We start from the raw sequence: 18,670 nt of genomic DNA, 5'->3' as shown, positions 1-18,670 counted from the left end.
CCGGGCAGGTCTGGCGGTTCCGGTGATGTGGCATGTCGGGGGTGGCCGATAGCGTGTCAGGCCGGAGGGGCGGTCCAGTGTCGACCGCGCCGGGTCTGGGAGGGGCCGGGATGAGGTTGCCGCGTTCGGCCGCGGGATGGACGATCGCGGTCTTCGGCGTGCTGGCCCTGCTCATGGGCGTGGTCGGGCTGCTCTGGCCCGAGACGCTGCTGCGCCTGCTCGGCTTCGAGGTGCCGGCGACCCGCGCGGCCGGCGACCACGCCGGCACCTTCCTCCTGGCGTCCTCGATGGCCTCGTTCAACATGGGGGTCTACTACCTGCTCGCCACCGCGACCGAGTGGCGCCCGTTCTACCGCTTCACGGTCGTGTTCCGGCTGGTCACGTTCACCGTGTTCGCCATCGCGGTGCTGACGGACATCGCGCCCGGCCGGTTCTTCGGAGTGGCCGCCTGGGAGGGCCTCGGCGCGGTGGCGACCGCCGCCGGGCTCTGGTGGGACGCACGGCGCGCGGGCCCGGTGGCCGGCGGGGGTGGGAGCCGTCTTTCCGCTGGTGCCGCCCCGGCCCCCGACGCGGTGCACTGAGCGGCCCGTCCGGTTAGGTATTTTCTAGAACTGTGACCGCGACCCCGCCCGGCGCCCTGCCGTTGCCCATCGTGCCCGGTCTGACTGATTTGAGGGTCTTCGCCCGGGGAGGCTACGCGACCATCTACAAGGCGACCCAGATCTCGGTGGGGCGCGAGGTCGCGGTCAAAGTGGAGAATCGCACCCTGGACAGCGAACGGGACCAGGCCCGGTTCCTGCGCGAGGCGCGGGCCGCCGGGCGGATGTCGTCCCACCCGCACGTGGTGGACCTCTTCGACGTCGGGGTCACGGTCGATCAGCACCCCTACCTGATCATGGAACTCTGCGACGGCTCGTACGCGGAGCGGATGCGGACGTCGCCGCTCGGGCCGGCCGAGGCCCGCGACCTCGGCGTCAAGATCGCCGACGCGGTCGCCCACTCGCACGCGGCCGGCGTGCTGCACCGCGACGTCAAGCCGGCGAACATCCTCTACTCGCACTTCAACTCGGCGGTGCTGGCCGACTTCGGGCTGGCCGTGGTGGCCGAGATGCGTGACGCCTCGGTCGCCCTGGAGGTGCTCACCCCGGCGTACGCGCCGCCGGAGATGTTCAACCACGCGCCGCCGTCTCCCGCCGTCGACGTCTATGCCCTCTGCGCGACCCTCTACGCGGTCATGCACGGCCGCCCGCCGCGCTGGCAGTCCGAGCGCAATCCCAGCCTGGTGACGGTGCTGGAGATGTTCCACCAGCCGGTTCCCGGCCTGCCCGGTGTGCCGGACGAGCTGATCGACGTGCTCCGGGTCGGCATGTCCAACGACCCGGGGGAGCGCCCGTCGGCCGTCGAGCTGCGTGACCTGCTGGTCGGCCTGCCGCTCGACCCGGCCGGCGGCGCACCGGCGTCGGGCTCCCCGGTGGGCGGCGGTCCCGCCGCCTCCGGTCCGTACGCCGCCGGCCGCACGACCCGCCCCGCGCCCCGGCCGCCGGTGGAGGACATGCACCCGACGGTGCCCACCTCCGACCGGCGGCGCCGGCGGCGCTGGTTCCTCGGCGGCGCCGGGATGGTCGCGCTGGCCGCCTCGGCCAGCGCCGGCGCCTGGCTCGCCGGCCCGGCGTCCACCCCGGTCCCGTCCCCGACGGCCGACGTGGCCGCGACGAGCGGGGTGCTGCCCGCCTGCGCCGCGGCCACCGGGTTGCCCGACGGGGCGGGCTGCGCCGACGAGCTGGAGTGCTTCGGGCCGATGGAGGTGCGCGGCGCGCGGGCCAGGGCGGCCCGGGTGCCCTGCGACGGCGACCACACCTGGGAGAGCTACGCCGAGGGCAGGCTCCCCGACACCCTGGTCGGCGCGGACCACACCCGGGTCAGCGAGGCCCCGGCGGTGCGCCGGGTCTGCAACGAGACCACCTTCCGGCTCACCAGCGGGATGGGCCACGCCGACGGCTGGAACCTGGAGGTGCTGCCCCCGGCGGTCGACGCCGACCGGACGTACCGCTGCCTGGCCGGACGCGGGCTGGACGCGCTCGCGTCACCCACCCTCACCGGTCGCTGAGCCGCGCCCCCGGTGGCGCTCCCGCATCGCGCGGATCGCCTCCCGGCCGTCCAGCGTCTCCAGCGTGTCGGCGTCGATGCCGTACAGGCCGCCCGCCGGCTGCCCCGGGACGGTCGGCGTGACCGCCGGTCGCCGCCCGCCCTCCTCACGCGCCGCCGCCACCGACACCGCCGCGATCATCACCATCAGGACGCAGAGCAGCGCCAGGACCACTCCGAGGAGATCCTGACGACCACGCACGACCAGCGTCGCCAGCAGCGAGACCGCCGCCAGCGCCGCGACGACCGCCTTCGTCCGCGCGTCGGGCCTGGGAAATCTCACCCGTCCAGCATGTCCACTAGGGAGCCGCTGTCAACCGGCGGCGCCACCGCCGGTGCGATGATCTCCGGTGCAGGTCTTTACCAGGAGAGAGGAGCGCCGGTGTCCCGGTTCTGTCGGATCGTCGCCGCCGTGCTGGTGTCGGGCGTGCTGGCCGCCTGCGGGTCCGACCGTCCATCCGAGACGGCAACCGCGCCGACGCCGGCCGCCGGGAGCGCCACCGCGCCCGGGGCGTCGTCGTCCCCGGGCGGCGGTGGCTTCGCCACCGTGGACCAGGCGGTGGCCCGCTACCTCTCGGCCGCCTCCGGGGCCCGCTACGTGGGGCAGTGCGCGCAGGCGGAACCCGACCCGGACGCGGTCTGTGCGATCAGGATGGCCACTGTGGACGACGGCGACGTCTACGGCGTGGGAGCCCCGTCGAGCGAGGTCGTCGGCTTCCTGCTGCTCCGCGAGGGGCCCGACGGCTGGCGGGTGGTGGACGACCACGTGCCGGGCGAGCCGGACGCGTCCACGCCCGCCTGGATGGCCGGCCTCGACTAGCCGGACCTGCCGGGCGGCCGGGCCGGGTGCGGCCGGGCCCACCCGTGGGAGTTGTGGCGTCCGCCGGGTCGGGCGAGAACAGCGTCGGTCGTCGGGAACTCGTTACACCGGGCCGACGGATTGTCGGATATGCGGCCCCACGTCGGGCGGCATTCATTGCCCGCGATCCCTAGAGTGCGAAGGGTCGGGCCTCGCCCCGACCCGTCCTGTCGTCCACCGGAAGGGTCCACATGCCACGACGAACCCGGTCCCTCGCCGCCGCCGGTATCGCCGGCGTCATCCTCGCCGGATCGGCGGTCGCGCCCGCTGCCGCCGCCGCACCGTCCCCGACCGGCTGGGGCCGCCCGGCCACGTCCGACCGGACCAGCCCGGAGGAGGCACGCCGGGTCGACCGGGTGCCCACGCCCGATCTCGACTGGTACGCCTGCTACGACTACGCCGAGTGCGCCACCGTCCAGCTCCCGTTGGACTACGACAGGCCGAACGGCCCGACGACCGAGATCGCCGTGCTGCGGGTGAAGGCCCGCGACCAGCAGCGCAGGATCGGCAGCCTCTTCCTGAACCCGGGCGGCCCCGGCGGCTCCGGCACCGACGTCGCGCTCGCCGCGCCGTACTTCCTCGGTGACGAGGTGCTCGACCGGTTCGACATCGTCGGCGTGGACCCGCGCGGCGTCGGCGCGAGCGAGCAGGTCAGGTGCTTCCCGTCGGTCAAGGAGCAGACCCGGGCGTACGCCGGGCTCAACGTGGCGTTCCCGTGGACGAAGGCCGAGGAGAAGGCGTACGTCGCGTCGTCGAAGGCCGTCGGGGAGGGCTGCTCCAGCACGGGCCGGCCGCTCACCGGCGCGATGTCGACCGCCGAGGTCGCCCGGGACATGGACGTGCTGCGCCGTGCCGTCGGCGACCCGAAGCTGACCTACCTCGGCTTCAGCTACGGCAGCGCGCTCGGCCAGTACTACGCCAACATGTTCCCGGACCGGGTCCGTGCCCTGGCCATCGACGGGGTGCTCGACGCGGACGCCTGGGTCGGCCGGGGCAGGGCGCGCACGCTGTCCCAGGAGGACCGGCTGCGCAGCGCGCAGGGCGCGTACAAGGCGCTGCGGGAGATCCTGGTGCGCTGCGACAGGGCCGGCGCCGAGGTCTGCCCGCTGGCCCAGGGCGACCCCCTCGCGTCGTTCGAGCTGGTGGCGCAGCGGCTGCGGGCCAAGCCGCTGGTGATCGAGGATCCCGAGCTGGGCCTCGTCCGCGTCAGCTACGCCGACTTCGTCTCCGCCACCCTGGGCGCGCTCTACAGCCCCGCCGGCTACGACCAGGTCGTCGGCCTCACCGCCGAGCTGCTGGTGCTCACCGACCCGGCGTCGGGCGCGACCGCCCGCCAGCAGGCGCGCGCCGACGTGGTCCGGCGCGCCGCCACGGCCCGCGAGCAGGCCCGCCGGTACGACTTCCCGTACGACAACGGGCTGGAGACGTTCCTCGGGGTGGACTGCACCGACGCCTACCACCCGGCGGACGCCGCCTCCTTCCCGGCGCTGGCGGCGAAGGCCGACAAGCGGGATCCGTACTTCGGCCGGCTGTGGACCTGGGGCAGCTCGCCCTGCGCCCGGAAGACGTGGACGGTGCGGGACGAGGACGCCTACCCGGGCCCGTTCAACCGGCGCACCGCCGCGCCGGTGCTGGTGGTCGGCAACTACTGGGACCCGTCGACCAACTACCGGGGCGCGGTCGGCGCGGCCAGGCTGTTGCCGAACAGCCGCCTGCTGAGCAGCGACAGCTGGGGGCACACCGCGTACGGGACCTCGGCCTGCGTGACCGGCGCGGTGGACGCCTACCTGGTCCGGGGCACGCTGCCGGCGAAGGGCACGGTCTGCACGGGCGACGTCCAGCCGTTCGCCGAGCTGCCCGGGAACCCGGGGGCGACGCGGCGGGCGGAGTCGTCGAAGAGCGCCCTCGCGGCCGAGGGCGCGCCGGGCCGGGGCGAGCCGAAGCGGCTCCCGCCGGTGGTCGCGCCGCTGCCGGCGGTCGGTTCGCTGACCATCCGCTGAGGACCCGGGGTACGGCGGGCGATCGGGCGCCCGCCGTACCCCGGTCCCGCCGTCAGTACGACTTGTCCTGGCCGAGGACGTGCTGGGCGACGAAGTTGAGGATCATCTCCCGACTGACCGGGGCGATCCGGCCGGCCCGCACCGCGCCGAGCAGCGTCGCCACCCCGTACTCGGTGGTCATGCCGGCCCCGCCGTGCACCTGGACGGCGGTGTCGACGGCCAGCGCCGCCGCCTCCCCGGCCGCGTACTTGGCCATGTTGCCGGCCACCCCGGCCTCCAGGTCCCGGCCGGCGTCGTAGAGGGTGGCCGCCTTGTGGATCATCAGCCGGGCCAGCTCGACCTGCACGGCCGCGTGCGCCAACGGGTGCGCGACGCCCTGGTGCGAGCCGATGCTCCGGCCGCCCCAGACCTTGCGGGCGGCGGTGTACTCCGAGGCCCGCTCGATGGCGTACCGGCCGGTGCCGACGCCCATCGCGGCGACCGTGATCCGCTCCGGGTTGAGCCCGGCGAACAGCGCCGGCAGGCCGGCGTCCAGGGACTCGCCGACCAGCGCGTCGGCGGGCACCCGCACGTCGTCGAGGTAGAGCAGGAACTGGTTCTCCGGGGACACGATCTCCATGTCCAGCTTGGACCGGGTCAGCCCCGGTGCGTCGGTCGGCACCATGAACAGCGCCGGCTTCAGTTTCTGCGGAGCCGCGTCCCCCGCGCCGGCGTGGCCGTCTTCGACAGCGACCCGCGCCACCACCAGCACGTACGACGCCTCGTCGACGCCGGAGATGTAGCACTTGCGGCCGGAGACCAGCCAGTCGTCGCCGTCGCGGCGGGCCACCGTGCCCAGCCGGTGGAAGTTCGACCCGGCCTCCGGCTCGGTGATGGCGAAGACCACCTTCAGCGAGCCGTCGGCGAAGCCGGGCAGGTAGCGCTTGCGCTGCTCCTTGGTGCCGTGCCTGGCGATCACCGTGGCGGCGATGGCGGGGGAGACCACGAGCAGCAGCAGCGGGCAGCCGGCCGCCGCCAGCTCCTCGCAGACGATGGCCAGCTCGGTGATCCCGCCCCCGCCGCCGCCGTACTCGGTGGGGACGTTGACCCCCAGGTAGCCCAGCCGGCCGGCCTCGTCCCACAGCTCGGTGGTGTGCTGGCCGGCCTTGGCCCGGGTGACGAAGTAGTCGTGGCCGTACCGCCGGCCCAGCGCGCGGACCGCGTCGCGGAGCTGGTCCTGCTCGGGGGTGAGGTCGAAGTTCATCGCGGGGCCTCCAGGATCACTCGGGGTCGACCACGGCCAGCACGGTGCCCGTGTCGACCTGCCCGCCGGCGGGCACCGGCAGCTCGGCGACCACACCGCCGGTCGGGGCGAGCACGGGATGTTCGAGCTTCATCGCTTCCAGGGTTAGCAGCAGGTCGCCGGCCGCCACCCGCTGGCCGACCTCGACGTGCACCCGGGTCACCGCGCCGGGCAGCGGCGCGACCAGCGACCCGGCCGCCAGCTCCGCGGTGGGCTCCGGGAAGCGCGGCAGCTCGGCCAGGCCCGCCGCCCCGTCCGGGCCGTCCACGAAGACCGCCGACCCGGCCCGGCGTACGCGGTAGGCCCGCCGCACCCCGTCGACGTCGAGCACCACCCGGTCGGGGGCGGCCTCGACCAGGCTGACCGGGTGGTCGGTCGTGGGATCCGTGGACCACTCGGCGAGCGCACCGGTGCGGTCCAGCCGGTAACGGACCTCGATCTCGCCACCGCCGGGGCCGGAGAAGCGGGCGACCTGGGGAAACGCCGGCACGTTCCGCCAGCCGGACGGGAGCCCGGCCAGCGGCGGCGCGGCGGCGCGGCGGCCGGCGGCACCCGTGAGGGCGGCGGCCAGCGCCGCGAGCGGCAGCCGGTCGGCCGGCAGCAGCGGGGCGAGGACCTCGGGGTGCCGGTCGAGGAAGCCGGTGTCGAGCTCGGCGGCCTGGAAGTCGTCGCTGCGCAGCACCCGGACCAGCAGGTCCCGGTTGGTGGTGACGCCGTGCAGTTCGGCGCGGGCCAGTGCGCCCGCCAGCGCCCGGGTCGCCTCGGCCCGGGTCTGCCCCCAGGCGACCAGCTTGGCCAGCATCGAGTCGTAGTGGACGCCGACCGGCGAGCCGTCGACCACGCCGGAGTCGAGCCGCAGGCCCGGGCCGGGCAGCGGGCCGAACTCGACGGACACCCCGGGCACCGCGATCCGGTGCAGGGTGCCGGTCGCCGGCCGCCAGCCCTGCGTCGGGTCCTCGGCACAGAGGCGTACCTCGATCGCGTGGCCGCGGGTCGGCGGCGTCGCCGCCAGCGGCAGCGGCCCGCCCTCGGCGACGAGCAGTTGCAGGCGCACCAGGTCCAGCCCGGTGACCGCCTCGGTGACGGGGTGTTCGACCTGGAGCCGGGTGTTCATCTCCAGGAAGAAGAACTCCCCGGTCGGGGCGAGCAGGAACTCCACCGTGCCCGCACCGACGTAGTCGACCGCCCGGCCGGCCGCGACCGCCGCCTCGTGCAGCCGCCGGCGCAGGTCCGCCGGGACGACCGCCGGGGCCTCCTCGACGATCTTCTGGTGCCGGCGCTGGATCGAGCACTCCCGCTCGCCGAGGGCGACGATCGTACCGTGCGCGTCGCCGAAGATCTGCACCTCGACGTGCCGGCCCCGCTCGACGTACCGCTCGACGAAGACCGTGCCGTCGCCGAACGCCGCCGCCGCCTCGCGGCGCGCGGAGGCGACCGCCTCGGCCAGGTCGGCGGCGTCGCGGACGACGCGCATCCCGCGCCCGCCGCCGCCGGCCGACGCCTTCACCAGCACCGGGAAGTCCGTGATCTCGTCGGCGTCGGTCCAGGTGGGGAGCATCGGCACGCCCGCCTCGGCGAGCAGCGCCTTCGCCGCCACCTTGTCGCCCATCGCGGCGATCGCCTTGGCCGGCGGGCCCACCCAGGTCAGCCCCGCGTCGGTGACCGCCGTGGCGAACCCGGCGTTCTCGGCGAGGAAGCCGTAGCCGGGGTGGACCGCGTCCGCGCCGGCCCGGCGGGCCGCGTCGAGAACCAGGTCGATCCGCAGGTACGTCTCGGCGGGCGTGTTCCCGGGCAGCCGGACGGCGTGGTCGGCCTCGGCGACGAACGGCGCGTCGGCGTCGGCGTCGGAGTGCACGGCCACCGTCCCGATGCCGAGCGCCCGGCACGTGGCGAAGACCCGGCGGACGATCTCGCCCCGGTTGGCCACGAGGAGTCGGGTGATCATTCGCGCGGTGCCTGCCTTTCGTTCGCGGCTGCGGGACTCCGCTCCGTTGCGTTCCTCGCGGTCACGGGAGATCACATCCGGAAGACGCCGAAGCGGTCGGCGCCCCGCACCGGGGCGTTGTGGATCGCCGACAGGCAGAGCCCGAGGACGGTACGGGTGTCCCGGGGGTCGATTACCCCGTCGTCGTAGAGCCGGCCGGAGAGGAAGAGCGCGCCGGACTGGGACTCGATCTGCTGCTCGACCATCATCCGCATCGCGGCGTCGGAGTCCTCGTCGTAGTCGCGCCCCCGGGCGGCGGCGGCCTGCCGGGCCACGATGGACAGCACGCCGGCGAGCTGCGCCGGCCCCATCACCGCCGACCTGGCGTTCGGCCAGGTGAACAGGAACCGTGGCTCGTACGCCCGGCCGCACATGCCGTAGTTGCCGGCCCCGTAGGAGGCGCCGAGGTTGACCGTCAGGTGCGGCACGGTCGAGTTCGACACCGCGTTGATCATGAGGGCGCCGTGCTTGATGATGCCGCGCTGCTCGTACTCGGTGCCCACCATGTAGCCGGTGGTGTTCTGGAGGAAGACCAGCGGGGTGTCGGCGGCGTTGGCGAGCTGGATGAACTGCGCCGCCTTCTGCGCCTCCTCGTTGAACAGCACGCCCCGGGCATTGGCCAGCACCCCCACGGGGTAGCCGTGCAGCTCGCCCCAGCCGGTCACCAGGGCGGTGCCGTAGGCCGGCTTGAACTCGTCGAACTCGCTGCCGTCGAGGATGCGGGCCAGCACCTCGCGCGGGTCGAACGGCACCTTCAGGTCGGCGCTGGCGATGCCGAGCAGCTCCTCCGGGTCGTATCTGGGCGGCCGGGGGAACGGGTCGCGCGGCGGTGGCCCCTGCTTGCGCCAGTTCAACCGGCGTACGCACTGCCGGGCCAGCCGGATGCCGTCCCGCTCGTCGGCGGCGAGGAAGTCGGCCAGGCCGGACGTGCTGGCGTGCATGGCCGCCCCGCCGAGGGACTCGTCGTCGGTGACCTCGCCGGTGGCCATCTTCACCAGCGGCGGCCCGGCCAGGTAGACCTGCGACCGGTCCCGGATCATGATCACGTGGTCGGACATCCCCGGCACGTACGCGCCCCCGGCGGTCGCGTTGCCGAAGACCACGCTGACCGTGGGGATCCTCGCCGCCGAGAGCCGGGTCAGGTCGCGGAACACCCGGCCGCCCGGGATGAAGATCTCCGCCTGGGTGGGCAGGTCGGCGCCGGCCGACTCGACCAGGTTCACCATCGGCAGCCGGTTGGCCAGGGCGATCTCGCCGGCCCGGCGGGTCTTCGCGAGGGACCACGGGTTCACCGCGCCGCCGCGTACCGTCGGGTCGTTCGCGACGACGAGGCACTCGACGCCCTCGACCACCCCGATGCCGGTCACCACGCTCGCCCCGACGGGGAAGTCGGTGCCGTACGCCGCCACCGGGGACAGCTCCAGGAACGGGCTGTCCCGGTCGAGCAGCAGCTCGATCCGTTCCCGGGGCAGCAGCTTGCCCCGCCGGTGGTGGCGGGTCACGTACTTCTCCCCGCCGCCGGCCCGGGCCTGGTCGAGGGCGGCCTCCAGCTCGGCGAGGCGCTCCAGCAGGGCCTCGCGGTTGGCCCGGTGGCCGGGCGAGGACGGGTCGATCGCGCTCCGCAGCGTCGTCACGGAGCATCCTTCGTTCGTGGCTGCGGGGCTCGCGAACCCGGCTCACTCCTCGCACTCACGGAGCCTCCTTCGTTCGTGGCTGCGGGGCTCGCAAACCCGGCTCACTCCTCGCACTCACAGGCCCATGCCCTTCGCGATGATCTCGTTCATGATCTCGGTGGTGCCGCCGCCGATGCCGAGGATCCGCGAGTCCCGGTAGTGCCGCTCCACCTCGGCGTCGCGCAGGTAGCCGTAGCCGCCGTGCAGTTGGAGCGCCTGGTCGACCACCTCGGCGCAGGCCGCCACGGCGACGTTCTTCGCCATCGCCACCTCGGTCACCACCGGCTCGCCGGCCGCCACCCGCGCCGCCACCTGGTGCACGTACGCCCGCGCCGCCTCGCTGCGGGTGTGCATCTCGGCCAGCCGGTGCCGGACGAGCTGCCGGCTCGCCAGGGGACGGCCGAACGTGGACCGGTCCCGGCACCAGCGGGCGGCCAGCTCGACGCAGCGCTGCGCGGTCGCGTACGCCTGGGTCGCCAGCGACAGCCGCTCGCTGGCGAAGTTCTGCATGATCGCCAGGAAGGCGGTGTCCTCGGGGCCGATCCGGTTGGTGACCGGCACGCGCACGTCCACGAAGGACAGCTCGGCCGTGTCCGAGCAGTGCCAGCCCAGCTTCTCCAGCCGCCGGCCCACGGTGAAGCCCGGGGTGCCCTTCTCGATCACGAGCAGGCTGAGCGAGCCGGATCCGGGGAAGTCGGTGCAGACGGCGGTGGTGACGAAGTCGGAGCGGACCCCGCTGGTGATGTAGGTCTTCGACCCGTTGACCACGTAGTGGTCGCCGTCCCGCCGTGCGCAGGTGCGGACGGCCGCCACGTCCGAGCCGCCGTCCGGCTCGGTGATCGCCAGCGCGCCGATCATCGTCCCGGCCAGCGTCGGCCGGACGTACCGGTCGATCAGCTCGCCGTCACCGGAGGCCACCATGTGCGGCAGCGCGATGCCGTGGGTGAACAGCGCGGCGACCAGCCCGGACGAGCCGCCGGAGCGGATCACCTCCTCGGTGACGATGATCGAGTCGAGCAGGTCGCCGCCGCTGCCGCCGACCGCCTCCGGGAAACCGACGCCGAGCAGGCCGATCTTCGCGGCCGTCTCGTGCAGCGAGCGGGGCACCTCGCCGGCCCGCTCCCAGTCGTCGAGGTGCGGCAGCACCTCCCGCGTGACGAAGGCCCGGGTCAGCTCCCGGAGCTGCCGCCGTTCCGGAGTGTCGACGATGGTCACGGCTCCTCCCGGGTGGTGGTCGTGCCGGCCGCCCCGGGCGCGAGGTCCGCCGGCAGGTCGACGACCCGGGAGCGGAGCAGCTCGCCGAGCGCCTTGGCCTGCGGGTCGAAGCGGGTGGAGGCGGCCACCCCCTGCCCGAGCAGCCCCCGGACGACGAAGTTGACCGCCCGCAGGTTCGGCAGCTCGTACCGCTCTACGGCCAGCGGGGCGGTCTCCGGCAGCAGTTCGCGCAGGCGGGCCTCGGTGAGCCAGCCGCGCAGCCACGACCACGTCGCGTCGGTGCGGGCCCAGACGCCGAGGTTGGCGTCGCCGCCCTTGTCGCCGGAGCGGGCCCCGACCAGCTCACCGAGCGGCGCGCGCCGGGTCGGTCGGCCGGCCGGCGCGGCGGGCCGCCCCGGGTCGGCCCCGCGTCGGTCACCGGCCGCTGCCGGCTCGGCCGACACGGGCGGGGGCGGGTCGGCGGCGGGCGCCGGCCTGTCGGGCGCGCCGGCGGTGCGGGGCGGCGGCGGGACGGGCAGCCGCTCCCCGGTGGGCAGCACCGCGACGTGCGGCACCGCGTCCTGCGGCACGGTGTCGGCGGTGAAGACCCCGTAGGGCGCCGCGTCGCCGGGCAGCGTGGTCAGCGTGCAGCCCGGATAGGAGGCCAGGGCCAGTTCCACCGCGGCCGCCGAGAAGGCCCGCCCGGCCCGCGCCCGGTCGCCGTCCCGCAGGTGTACGTGCAGCAGCGCGCTTGCCGCCTCGGTGTCGGTGGCGTCGGAGTGGTCGGTGCGGGCCAGGGTGAACTCCAGCCCCTCCGTGCCGACGGCCTCCTCGACCTGGCCCCGGACCAGGGCCGCCTTCGCGGGGATGTCGAGCCCGCAGAGGACGAAGGTCATCGAGTTGCGGAAGCCGCCGAGGTTGTTGACGCCCACCTTGAGGGTGTCCGGCGGCGGGGCGCCCCGGACGCCGCTCACCCGCACCCGGTCCGGCCCGGCGGCGCTCAGCTCGACCGTGTCGAGCCGGGCCACCACGTCCGGCCCGAGGTAGGCCGGCCCGCCGACCTCGTACAGCAGTTGGGCGGTGACGGTCTCCACGGTGACCGCGCCGCCGGTGCCGGGGTGCTTGGTGATCACGCAGGAGCCGTCCGGGTGCAGCTCCGCGATCGGGAAGCCGGGGCGGTGCCCGCCGTCGGGCAATTCGGTGAAGAAGCTGAAGTTCCCCCCGGTCACCTGCGCCCCGCACTCGACGAGGTGGCCGGCGACGGTCGCCCCGGCCAGCGCGTCCAGGTCGTCGCGCCCCCAGCCGAACCGGGCGATGGCCGGCCCGACCACCAGGGACGCGTCGGTGACCCGGCCCGTGACCACCACGTCGGCTCCGCCGTCCAGGCAGGCGGCGATGCCGTACGCCCCGAGGTAGGCGTTGGCCGTCAGCGCGTCCGGGCGCGGGAGGGCGTCGCCCTCGACGTGGCCGACGCGCACGGTCAGACCGAGCCGGTCGGCGAGCGATCCGATCGCGGCGGCCAGGCCGGCCGGGTTCAGCCCGCCCGCGTTGGTGACGATCCGCACGCCCCGGTCCAGGGCGGTGCCGAGGCACCCCTCGAGCTGGCGGAGGAAGGTCTTCGCGTAGCCGAGGGACGGGTCGCGCAGCCGGTCCCGGCCGAGGATCAGCATGGTCAGCTCGGCCAGGTAGTCGCCGGTCAGCACGTCGAGTTCGCCGCCGTCGAGCATCTCCCGCCACGCGCTGAACCGGTCCCCGTAGAAGCCGGAGGCGTTGCCGACGCGCAGCACGCCGCTCATGCCGGTACCTGGCCCGCGCCCGCGTCGGCCCCGCCCGCCGCCACCCCAGCGCCGGTGCGGGCCGCCGCGCTGGTGCCGGCCACTCCCGCGCCGGTGCCGGCCGGCGTTCCGGTCGCGCCGGCTCCGGCGGCCTCTGGCGGGCGGCCGGGGCCGGGCGGGCCGGCGAAGGCCTGCGCGACGTCCAGCCACTCGTCGGCGACCGGGCCGGTCGCCGCCAAGGCCAGGTCGGCGCGGTGCCGCCGCTGAGTGACCAGCAGGCAGAAGTCGAGCGCCGGGCCGGTGACCCGGTCGGCGGCCCCGGCCGGCCCGTACGTCCAGGTGTCGCCGTCGGGCGCGGCCAGCTCGACCCGCACCGGCGCCGCCGGCACCGGCCGACCGTGGGCGGCGAAGCTGTGGCCGAGGGTGCGGAAGCCGAGGTGCGCGACGTGCCGCAGCCGGGCCGTGGCGGGGCGGACGACGCCGAGCGCGTCCGCCACGTCCGCACCGTGCGCCCACGTCTCCATGATCCGGGCGGTGGCCATCGAGGCGGGCGACATCCGGGTGCCGAACCAGGGCAGCTTCCCGCCCCCCGGCACCACGGCCAGCGCGGCGGCGAGCGCGGCCCGGCCGGCACGCCAGCGGGGCAGCAGTTCGGTCGGCGGGGCGAGGAACTTCTCCGCGCCGGCATCGACGAGCCGCGCCGGGTCGGGAGCGGCGGCCACGGACGCGAAGAACGCCTCCGGGTCGGTGGCGGCGAGCAGCGCCACCTGGTCGGTCCAGGCGAGGTGGGCGATCTGGTGCCCGATGCTCCAGCCGGCCGCCGGGGTGGGCCGCGCCCAGTCGCCCGGTGACAGGCCGTCCACCAGGCCGTCCAGCTGCTCGGCCTCGTCGGCCAGATCCGCGAGCAGGTCCTTCGGGTCGACCATGGTGCCTCCGGTGCGGGACGGTCCGATCAGGGCGGCGGTCAGGGCGTGAGCAGGGCGGCGAGCTGGCGCTTCCAGGTGTGCAGCAGGACGGTGCGGCGGGACGAGTCGTCGCTGAGCAGGTTGGCCACGCCCAGCCCGCGGAGCAGGTCCAGGGTCGCCTGCACCGCCTCCCGTACGCCCGGGCGGCGCTCGTCCACGTCGAGCAGCGCGACGGTGAGTCGGTGCATCTCGCGGCCCACCCGGGCCTCCAGCGGCAGCAGGGCCTCGCGCAGCTCCCGGTCGGTGCGCGCGGCGACCCACAGTTCGAGGGCGGCGACGAAGAGCGGGCCGGTGAAGGCCGCGCCGAGCAGGTCGATCACCCGGTCGAGGCGCTGCGGGCCGGCCGGCAGCGCCTCGGCTTCGCTGCGCAGCTCCTCGGCCCGGCGTTCGGTGAGGTGCGCGACGGCGGCGGTGACCAGCGCGGCCTTGGTGGGGTAGTGGTGGAGCTGGGCGCCGCGCGAGACGCCGGCGCGGGCCGCGACGACGGTGGTGGTGGTGCCGGCCCAGCCGTGCTCCACCAGGCACTCGACGGTCGCCTCCAGCAGCCGGGCCTGGGTGGCGCGGCTGCGCTCCTGTTGAGGGACGCGGGTCGATGCGACGGGCACGGGGACAGCGTGCCGCCACCGAAACAAACAGTCAAGACTGACTTTTTCCGGGTCGGCCGGCTGTCGAGCGTCACCTGGCCCGGTCCTGGCCGGCTGCCCGACGTCGGCGGGACCGGCCATCCGGACGTGTCGGGGGTGGGCCTTCGACGGGACCGATCACGCGGTCGTCCGAGGATGCCGGAGCCGGCCGAGGCGACCCCCTTTTCGCACGCTGTCGAGCTGCCCCGATGGATGGGGCACGGTTCGCCGGAGCGGGCCCGGCGTCGAGGGACCAGGGCCACAGGCAGGCAGGGCCGCAAGGCCGCAGGGCGACAGGGCGGTCGGCAGGGCCGCAGGGCGACAGGGCGGCCGGCAGGGCCGCAGGCTGCGGGGCTGGCGGCTCAGCGGCCGTCGCGGGGGGCGAACACCGCGAGCGCGTCGGCGTCGCTGTGTCGGGAGTGCAGGTACTCGTCCGCCCACTCGGCGGCGTCGGGGAAGCCCGACTCGGCGGCCACCCGGGCGCAGGCGGCGTCGACGTCGAAACGGGTGCGGCGCAGGTGCACCCCGGGCCCGAGCAGCGCCCAGAAGGCGCCGGGGCCGCCGTAGGGCATCCCGATGCTGCCCGGGTTGACGATCAGCCGCCGGTCGGCCAGCCGGGTGAACGGCATGTGGGTGTGTCCGCAGACCACCGTCCCCACCTCGGCCGGCACCCCGGCGAGCACCTCCGCCCAGCGATCCATCCGGGAGTCGACGAGCACGACCTCCTCGTCGTCGCGGGGCGTGGCGTGGCAGAAGAGCACCGGACCCAGGCCGGCGACCTCCAGGGTCACCGTCAGCGGCAACGCCGCCAGCCGGGCGAGGTGGTCGGCGCGGAGCTGCTCGGCCGCCCAGTTCGAGACGTCGATCGGCGACTTGCGGCCCGCGCGCGCCTCGACCAGTTCGCGGTCGGCGTTGCCGCGCACCCAGCAGACCCGGTCGCCGAGGCCGGCGAGCAGGTCGAGCACCTCGACCGGCTGCGGTCCGGCGGCGATGTCGCCGGTGAGCACGATCAGGTCGGCGGCGGCGACGTCCGGCTCGGCCAGCACGGCCTCCAGCGCGGGCAGCACCCCGTGGATGTCGGAGAGGACGGCGACGCGGTCCAGCATCGCTCCACCATGCCCACCGACCCGGCCGGAGTCCAGCGATTCTGCCCCCGGCAGACAGGCAGACAGGCAGACCGGCGGGCCGGCAGACCGGAAGACCGGAAGACCGGAAGACCGGCAGACCGGCAGACCGGCGGTCGGGCAGACAACAGTCGGGGTTCCGGTGGCTGCGGGGCCCGAACGCGAACCGGCCCGGCCGCGGGCGTGCGGTCCGGACCGGTGTTGCCGAGGCGGCCGGGGTGGACCCCGGCCGTGGCGGCGTCAGACGCGGGCGCGGCGGGCCAGGCGCTCCGGGTCGAGGATGATGATGCTCTTGCCGTCCAGGCGCAGCCACCCGCGCGAGGCGAAGTCGGCCAGCGCCTTGTTGACGGTCTCCCGGGAGGCGCCGACGAGCTGGGCGATCTCCTCCTGGGTGAGGTCGTGGGTCACCCGGAGCACGCCGCCGTCGCGGGTGCCGAAGCGGCCGGCCATCTGGAGCAGGTTCTTGGCGACGCGACCGGGCACGTCGGTGAAGATCAGGTCGGCCAACGAGTCGTTCGTCCGCCGCAGCCGGCGGGCGAGCACCCGGAGCAGCTGCTCGGCGATCTCCGGCCGGTTGTTCAGCCACGGGCGCAGGGCCTGCTTGCGCAGCCGCACCAGCCGGGTGTCGGTGACCGCGGTGGCCGTCGCCGTACGCGGGCCGGGGTCGAAGAGCGACAGCTCGCCCACCATGTCCGACGGGCCCATCACGGCGATCAGGTTCTGCCGGCCGTCGGCCGCCCGGCGACCCACCTTGATCTTGCCGGACAGCAGGATGTAGAGACTGTCGCCGGGCTCGCCCTCGTTGAAGACGATCTCGCCCTTGCGGACCTCGAGCGTCTCCATCTCCTTGGCGAGCGCCTCGGCAGCCTCCGGGTCGACGCCCTGGAAGATCCCGCTGCGGGCCAGTACCTCGTCCATCGCGCACCTCCACCTGCGCGTGCCGTCCGTCGGCCGGGTCCGCCGTCCGCTGATCCCTCGCGCGTGGCCAGTCTAGGCGCACGTGAGCTGGAATCCGAGGTGCACCCCTGGAATCTTGATCGTTGGGCGTAACCCGCCCGACGTGATCAAGCAGTAAGATCGCGCGCCCGTCCCGGGCGCCGGCGGGCCGGCGGGCGCCGGGTCGTAGGGTCACCGCGTGCTGAGCGAACCCGTGCTGACCGCCCGTCGGGAGGACGGTCGGGACGTCCCGCTGCTGGTCTGGCGCGCCGACCGCCCGCTGCGCGCGGTGAGTTCCGCGCCGCTGGGCGGCGGGATCGGCGTCCGACGCTGGGTCGTCAACGCGACCGTACCCATGTCGTACGACCGGGACGACCCGGCCGACCACCTGGCCGCACTGGCCGGCGGGCTCGACCTCGACGGGCCCGGGGTGGGCCTGCTGACCGGGGTGGACGTCGCCGAGGTGGTCGCCCGCACGGACACCGGGGTGCGGGTCTGGGCCACCGTCGGCCTGGGCACCCCGGTCTGGGCGGCCGAGCCCGCCCCGGCGGCGCCCGGCCAGCGGGTCGGCACGGTCAACATCGTGGTGTACGTCCCGGCCCGGCTCGGCGACGCCGCCCTGGTCAACGCGGTGGCGACCGCCACCGAGGCGAAGGCGCAGGCGATCGCGGAGCTGGGCGTGCCGGGCACCGGCACCCCCACCGACGCCGTCACCGTGCTCTGCCCGCTCGACGGCCCGGAGTCGGCGTACGGCGGACCGCGCTCCACCTGGGGAGCCCCGCTGGCCCGGGCCGTGTACGCCGCCGTGACGGCCGGTGGGGCGGGCACCGTGGTCCCGTGGTCCGATCGGCCGACTGGCTGAACATCCGTCCGATCGGGTCTCGTCCCGGCGTTGCATACCCGATAGGGTCGCGCTCGATGTACGCTGCCGCCTCCCCTCCGCCCCGCCGCGTCGCACTCGCCCTGGGCGCGCTGCTCGCCGTCCTGCTCGCCGCCGGCTGCGGCCAGCCCGGGTCCGGGGGCGACCCCGTCTGGCAGCCCGGCGCGGGTGCCGGCGGCACCGGCGCCCCGGTCCGGTCCAGCCAACCCGCGAAGCCCGCAGAGCAGGCGATCTCGCTCTCCGCGACCGGCGACATCATCATGGGCAACGCGCCGAACCGGCTGCCCGCCAACGGTGGCAAGGGCTTCTTCGACTCGGTCGAGAAGGCGCTCGCCGCCGACCTGGTGATGGGCAACCTGGAGGAGCCGCTCACCGTCGACACCGGCACCGGCAAGTGCGGCCCGAACTCGACCCGCTGCTTCCAGTTCCGTGCCCCGCCGGACTACGCGGCGCACCTGCGCGACGCCGGCTTCGACCTGCTCAACCAGGCCAACAACCACGGCTACGACTACGGCCCGAAGGGCTACGAGAACACCCAGAAGGCGCTGGAGAAGTACGACCTCGCGCACACCGGGGCGCCCGACCAGATCACCGTGGTCGACGTCAAGGGGGTCAAGGTCGCGGTCGCCGGCTTCTCGTCGTACGTCTGGTCCAACAGCCTCGTCGACATCGCCGAGGCGAAGCAGGTGATCGCCAAGGCGGCCGGTCAGGCCGACGTGGTCGTGGTGCAGGTGCACATGGGCGGCGAGGGGGCCGACAAGACCCGGGTGCGGCCGGGCACCGAGATGTTCCTCGGCGAGAACCGGGGCGACCCCGTCAAGTTCTCCAAGGCGATGATCGACGCGGGGGCGGACCTGATCGTCGGGCACGGCCCGCACGTGCTGCGCGGCATGGAGTTCTACAAGGGCCGGCTGATCGCGTACAGCCTGGGCAACTTCGCCGGCGGGGGCAACTCGCTGAGCAACACCGGCCGGCTCGGCTGGGGCGGGGTGCTCAAGGTGTCGCTGAAGCCGGACGGCAGCTGGGCCGGGGGCTCGTTCGTCTCGACGTACATGAACTCCGCCGGCAAGCCGACGATGGACGGCGACGACCGCGGCCTGGGCCTCGTGAAGCAGCTCACCCGCAGCGACTTCCCGGAGACCGGCGCCCGGTTCGACGACTCCGGGGCGATCAGCCCGCCGCAGGGCGGCTGACCGGGCGGCGCGGACGCGTGGCCCCGGCGTCCGGTCA

Annotated in this window: 15 protein-coding genes and 1 pseudogene; 6 read left to right on the top strand and 10 right to left on the bottom strand. The window is 74.9% G+C overall.

Annotated elements, in window-relative coordinates:
* The first annotated feature begins 110 nt into the window (after nucleotides 1–110).
* On the top strand, nucleotides 111–581 hold the full coding sequence (locus ABT006_RS23200) for a hypothetical protein (protein WP_350709499.1): 471 nt from the start codon (nucleotides 111–113) through the stop codon (nucleotides 579–581).
* Nucleotides 582–613: 32 nt separating this feature from the next.
* Nucleotides 614–2,107 (top strand): serine/threonine-protein kinase, encoded by a 1,494-nt coding sequence (locus ABT006_RS23195; protein ID WP_350709497.1) that lies wholly within the window; start codon nucleotides 614–616, stop codon nucleotides 2,105–2,107.
* Here ABT006_RS23195 and ABT006_RS23190 read toward each other — a convergent pair.
* Entirely contained in the window at nucleotides 2,084–2,428 is a 345-nt protein-coding gene (locus tag ABT006_RS23190) for a hypothetical protein (RefSeq protein ID WP_350709495.1), read from the bottom strand. The genes ABT006_RS23195 and ABT006_RS23190 overlap by 24 nt on opposite strands.
* Before the next feature lie 99 nt (nucleotides 2,429–2,527).
* On the opposite strand from ABT006_RS23190, the gene ABT006_RS23185 reads away from it, so the two are divergent.
* Nucleotides 2,528–2,965, top strand: coding sequence for a hypothetical protein (locus ABT006_RS23185; protein WP_350709493.1), 438 nt, complete (start codon nucleotides 2,528–2,530; stop codon nucleotides 2,963–2,965).
* Between the two features lie 230 nt (nucleotides 2,966–3,195).
* Nucleotides 3,196–5,004, top strand: coding sequence for an alpha/beta hydrolase (locus ABT006_RS23180; RefSeq protein ID WP_350709491.1), 1,809 nt, complete (start codon nucleotides 3,196–3,198; stop codon nucleotides 5,002–5,004).
* Nucleotides 5,005–5,056: 52 nt separating this feature from the next.
* Here the strand turns inward: ABT006_RS23180 and ABT006_RS23175 are convergent, their stop codons facing one another.
* The 9 genes and pseudogenes from ABT006_RS23175 to ABT006_RS23135 all read right to left on the bottom strand — a co-directional run bounded on the left by ABT006_RS23175 (nucleotide 5,057) and on the right by ABT006_RS23135 (nucleotide 16,542).
* The gene (locus tag ABT006_RS23175) at nucleotides 5,057–6,247 is read right to left on the bottom strand and encodes an acyl-CoA dehydrogenase family protein (protein WP_350709489.1); all 1,191 of its coding nucleotides are present in this window, start codon (nucleotides 6,245–6,247) and stop codon (nucleotides 5,057–5,059) included.
* A gap of 16 nt (nucleotides 6,248–6,263) precedes the next feature.
* Entirely contained in the window at nucleotides 6,264–8,231 is a 1,968-nt protein-coding gene (locus ABT006_RS23170) for an ATP-binding protein (protein ID WP_350709487.1), read from the bottom strand.
* Between the two features lie 71 nt (nucleotides 8,232–8,302).
* Nucleotides 8,303–9,904: an acyl-CoA carboxylase subunit beta gene (locus tag ABT006_RS23165; RefSeq protein WP_350709485.1), complete on the bottom strand. Its 1,602-nt coding sequence runs from the start codon at nucleotides 9,902–9,904 to the stop codon at nucleotides 8,303–8,305.
* A gap of 114 nt (nucleotides 9,905–10,018) precedes the next feature.
* Nucleotides 10,019–11,158 (bottom strand): acyl-CoA dehydrogenase family protein, encoded by a 1,140-nt coding sequence (locus ABT006_RS23160; RefSeq protein WP_350709483.1) that lies wholly within the window; start codon nucleotides 11,156–11,158, stop codon nucleotides 10,019–10,021.
* A complete protein-coding gene (locus ABT006_RS23155) occupies nucleotides 11,155–12,933 on the bottom strand; it encodes an acyclic terpene utilization AtuA family protein (RefSeq protein ID WP_350709481.1) in 1,779 nt (592 codons plus the stop codon). The genes ABT006_RS23160 and ABT006_RS23155 overlap by 4 nt, the downstream gene beginning before the upstream one ends.
* Before the next feature lie 128 nt (nucleotides 12,934–13,061).
* A pseudogene (locus ABT006_RS23150) lies at nucleotides 13,062–13,838 on the bottom strand (TIGR03084 family metal-binding protein); the annotation flags it as partial.
* A gap of 38 nt (nucleotides 13,839–13,876) precedes the next feature.
* Nucleotides 13,877–14,482 (bottom strand): TetR/AcrR family transcriptional regulator, encoded by a 606-nt coding sequence (locus ABT006_RS23145; RefSeq protein ID WP_350709479.1) that lies wholly within the window; start codon nucleotides 14,480–14,482, stop codon nucleotides 13,877–13,879.
* A 380-nt stretch (nucleotides 14,483–14,862) separates the two neighbouring features.
* Nucleotides 14,863–15,606 carry a metallophosphoesterase family protein gene (locus ABT006_RS23140; protein WP_350709477.1) on the bottom strand — a complete coding sequence of 248 codons (744 nt, stop codon included), beginning with the start codon at nucleotides 15,604–15,606 and terminating at the stop codon, nucleotides 14,863–14,865.
* Between the two features lie 258 nt (nucleotides 15,607–15,864).
* On the bottom strand, nucleotides 15,865–16,542 hold the full coding sequence (locus ABT006_RS23135) for a Crp/Fnr family transcriptional regulator (protein WP_089003062.1): 678 nt from the start codon (nucleotides 16,540–16,542) through the stop codon (nucleotides 15,865–15,867).
* Nucleotides 16,543–16,759: 217 nt separating this feature from the next.
* Here ABT006_RS23135 and ABT006_RS23130 point away from each other — a divergent pair, with 217 nt between their 5' ends.
* Together ABT006_RS23130 and ABT006_RS23125 are read left to right on the top strand one after the other, a co-directional pair.
* On the top strand, nucleotides 16,760–17,422 hold the full coding sequence (locus ABT006_RS23130; RefSeq protein ID WP_350709475.1) for an adenosylcobinamide amidohydrolase: 663 nt from the start codon (nucleotides 16,760–16,762) through the stop codon (nucleotides 17,420–17,422).
* A 56-nt stretch (nucleotides 17,423–17,478) separates the two neighbouring features.
* Nucleotides 17,479–18,633, top strand: a complete 1,155-nt coding sequence (locus ABT006_RS23125) for a CapA family protein (protein ID WP_350709473.1) — start codon at nucleotides 17,479–17,481, stop codon at nucleotides 18,631–18,633.
* The last annotated feature ends 37 nt before the right edge of the window (nucleotides 18,634–18,670 follow it).

Origin of the sequence: Micromonospora sp. NPDC002717 (assembly GCF_040295705.1) — a bacterium.
In the GTDB taxonomy this organism is placed as follows: domain Bacteria; phylum Actinomycetota; class Actinomycetes; order Mycobacteriales; family Micromonosporaceae; genus Micromonospora.
The sequence above is the reverse complement of the archived record's forward strand: the minus strand, read 5'-3'. Positions and strand labels throughout refer to the sequence as shown.

Coding starts and splice junctions, on each gene's coding strand:
- ABT006_RS23200 (WP_350709499.1), top strand. CDS start 111: ATGAGGTTGCCGCGTTCGGCCGCGGGATGGACGATCGCGGTCTTCGGC.
- ABT006_RS23180 (WP_350709491.1), top strand. CDS start 3,196: ATGCCACGACGAACCCGGTCCCTCGCCGCCGCCGGTATCGCCGGCGTC.
- ABT006_RS23175 (WP_350709489.1), bottom strand. CDS start 6,247: ATGAACTTCGACCTCACCCCCGAGCAGGACCAGCTCCGCGACGCGGTC.
- ABT006_RS23170 (WP_350709487.1), bottom strand. CDS start 8,231: ATGATCACCCGACTCCTCGTGGCCAACCGGGGCGAGATCGTCCGCCGG.
- ABT006_RS23155 (WP_350709481.1), bottom strand. CDS start 12,933: ATGAGCGGCGTGCTGCGCGTCGGCAACGCCTCCGGCTTCTACGGGGAC.
- ABT006_RS23140 (WP_350709477.1), bottom strand. CDS start 15,606: ATGCTGGACCGCGTCGCCGTCCTCTCCGACATCCACGGGGTGCTGCCC.
- ABT006_RS23135 (WP_089003062.1), bottom strand. CDS start 16,542: ATGGACGAGGTACTGGCCCGCAGCGGGATCTTCCAGGGCGTCGACCCG.
- ABT006_RS23125 (WP_350709473.1), top strand. CDS start 17,479: ATGTACGCTGCCGCCTCCCCTCCGCCCCGCCGCGTCGCACTCGCCCTG.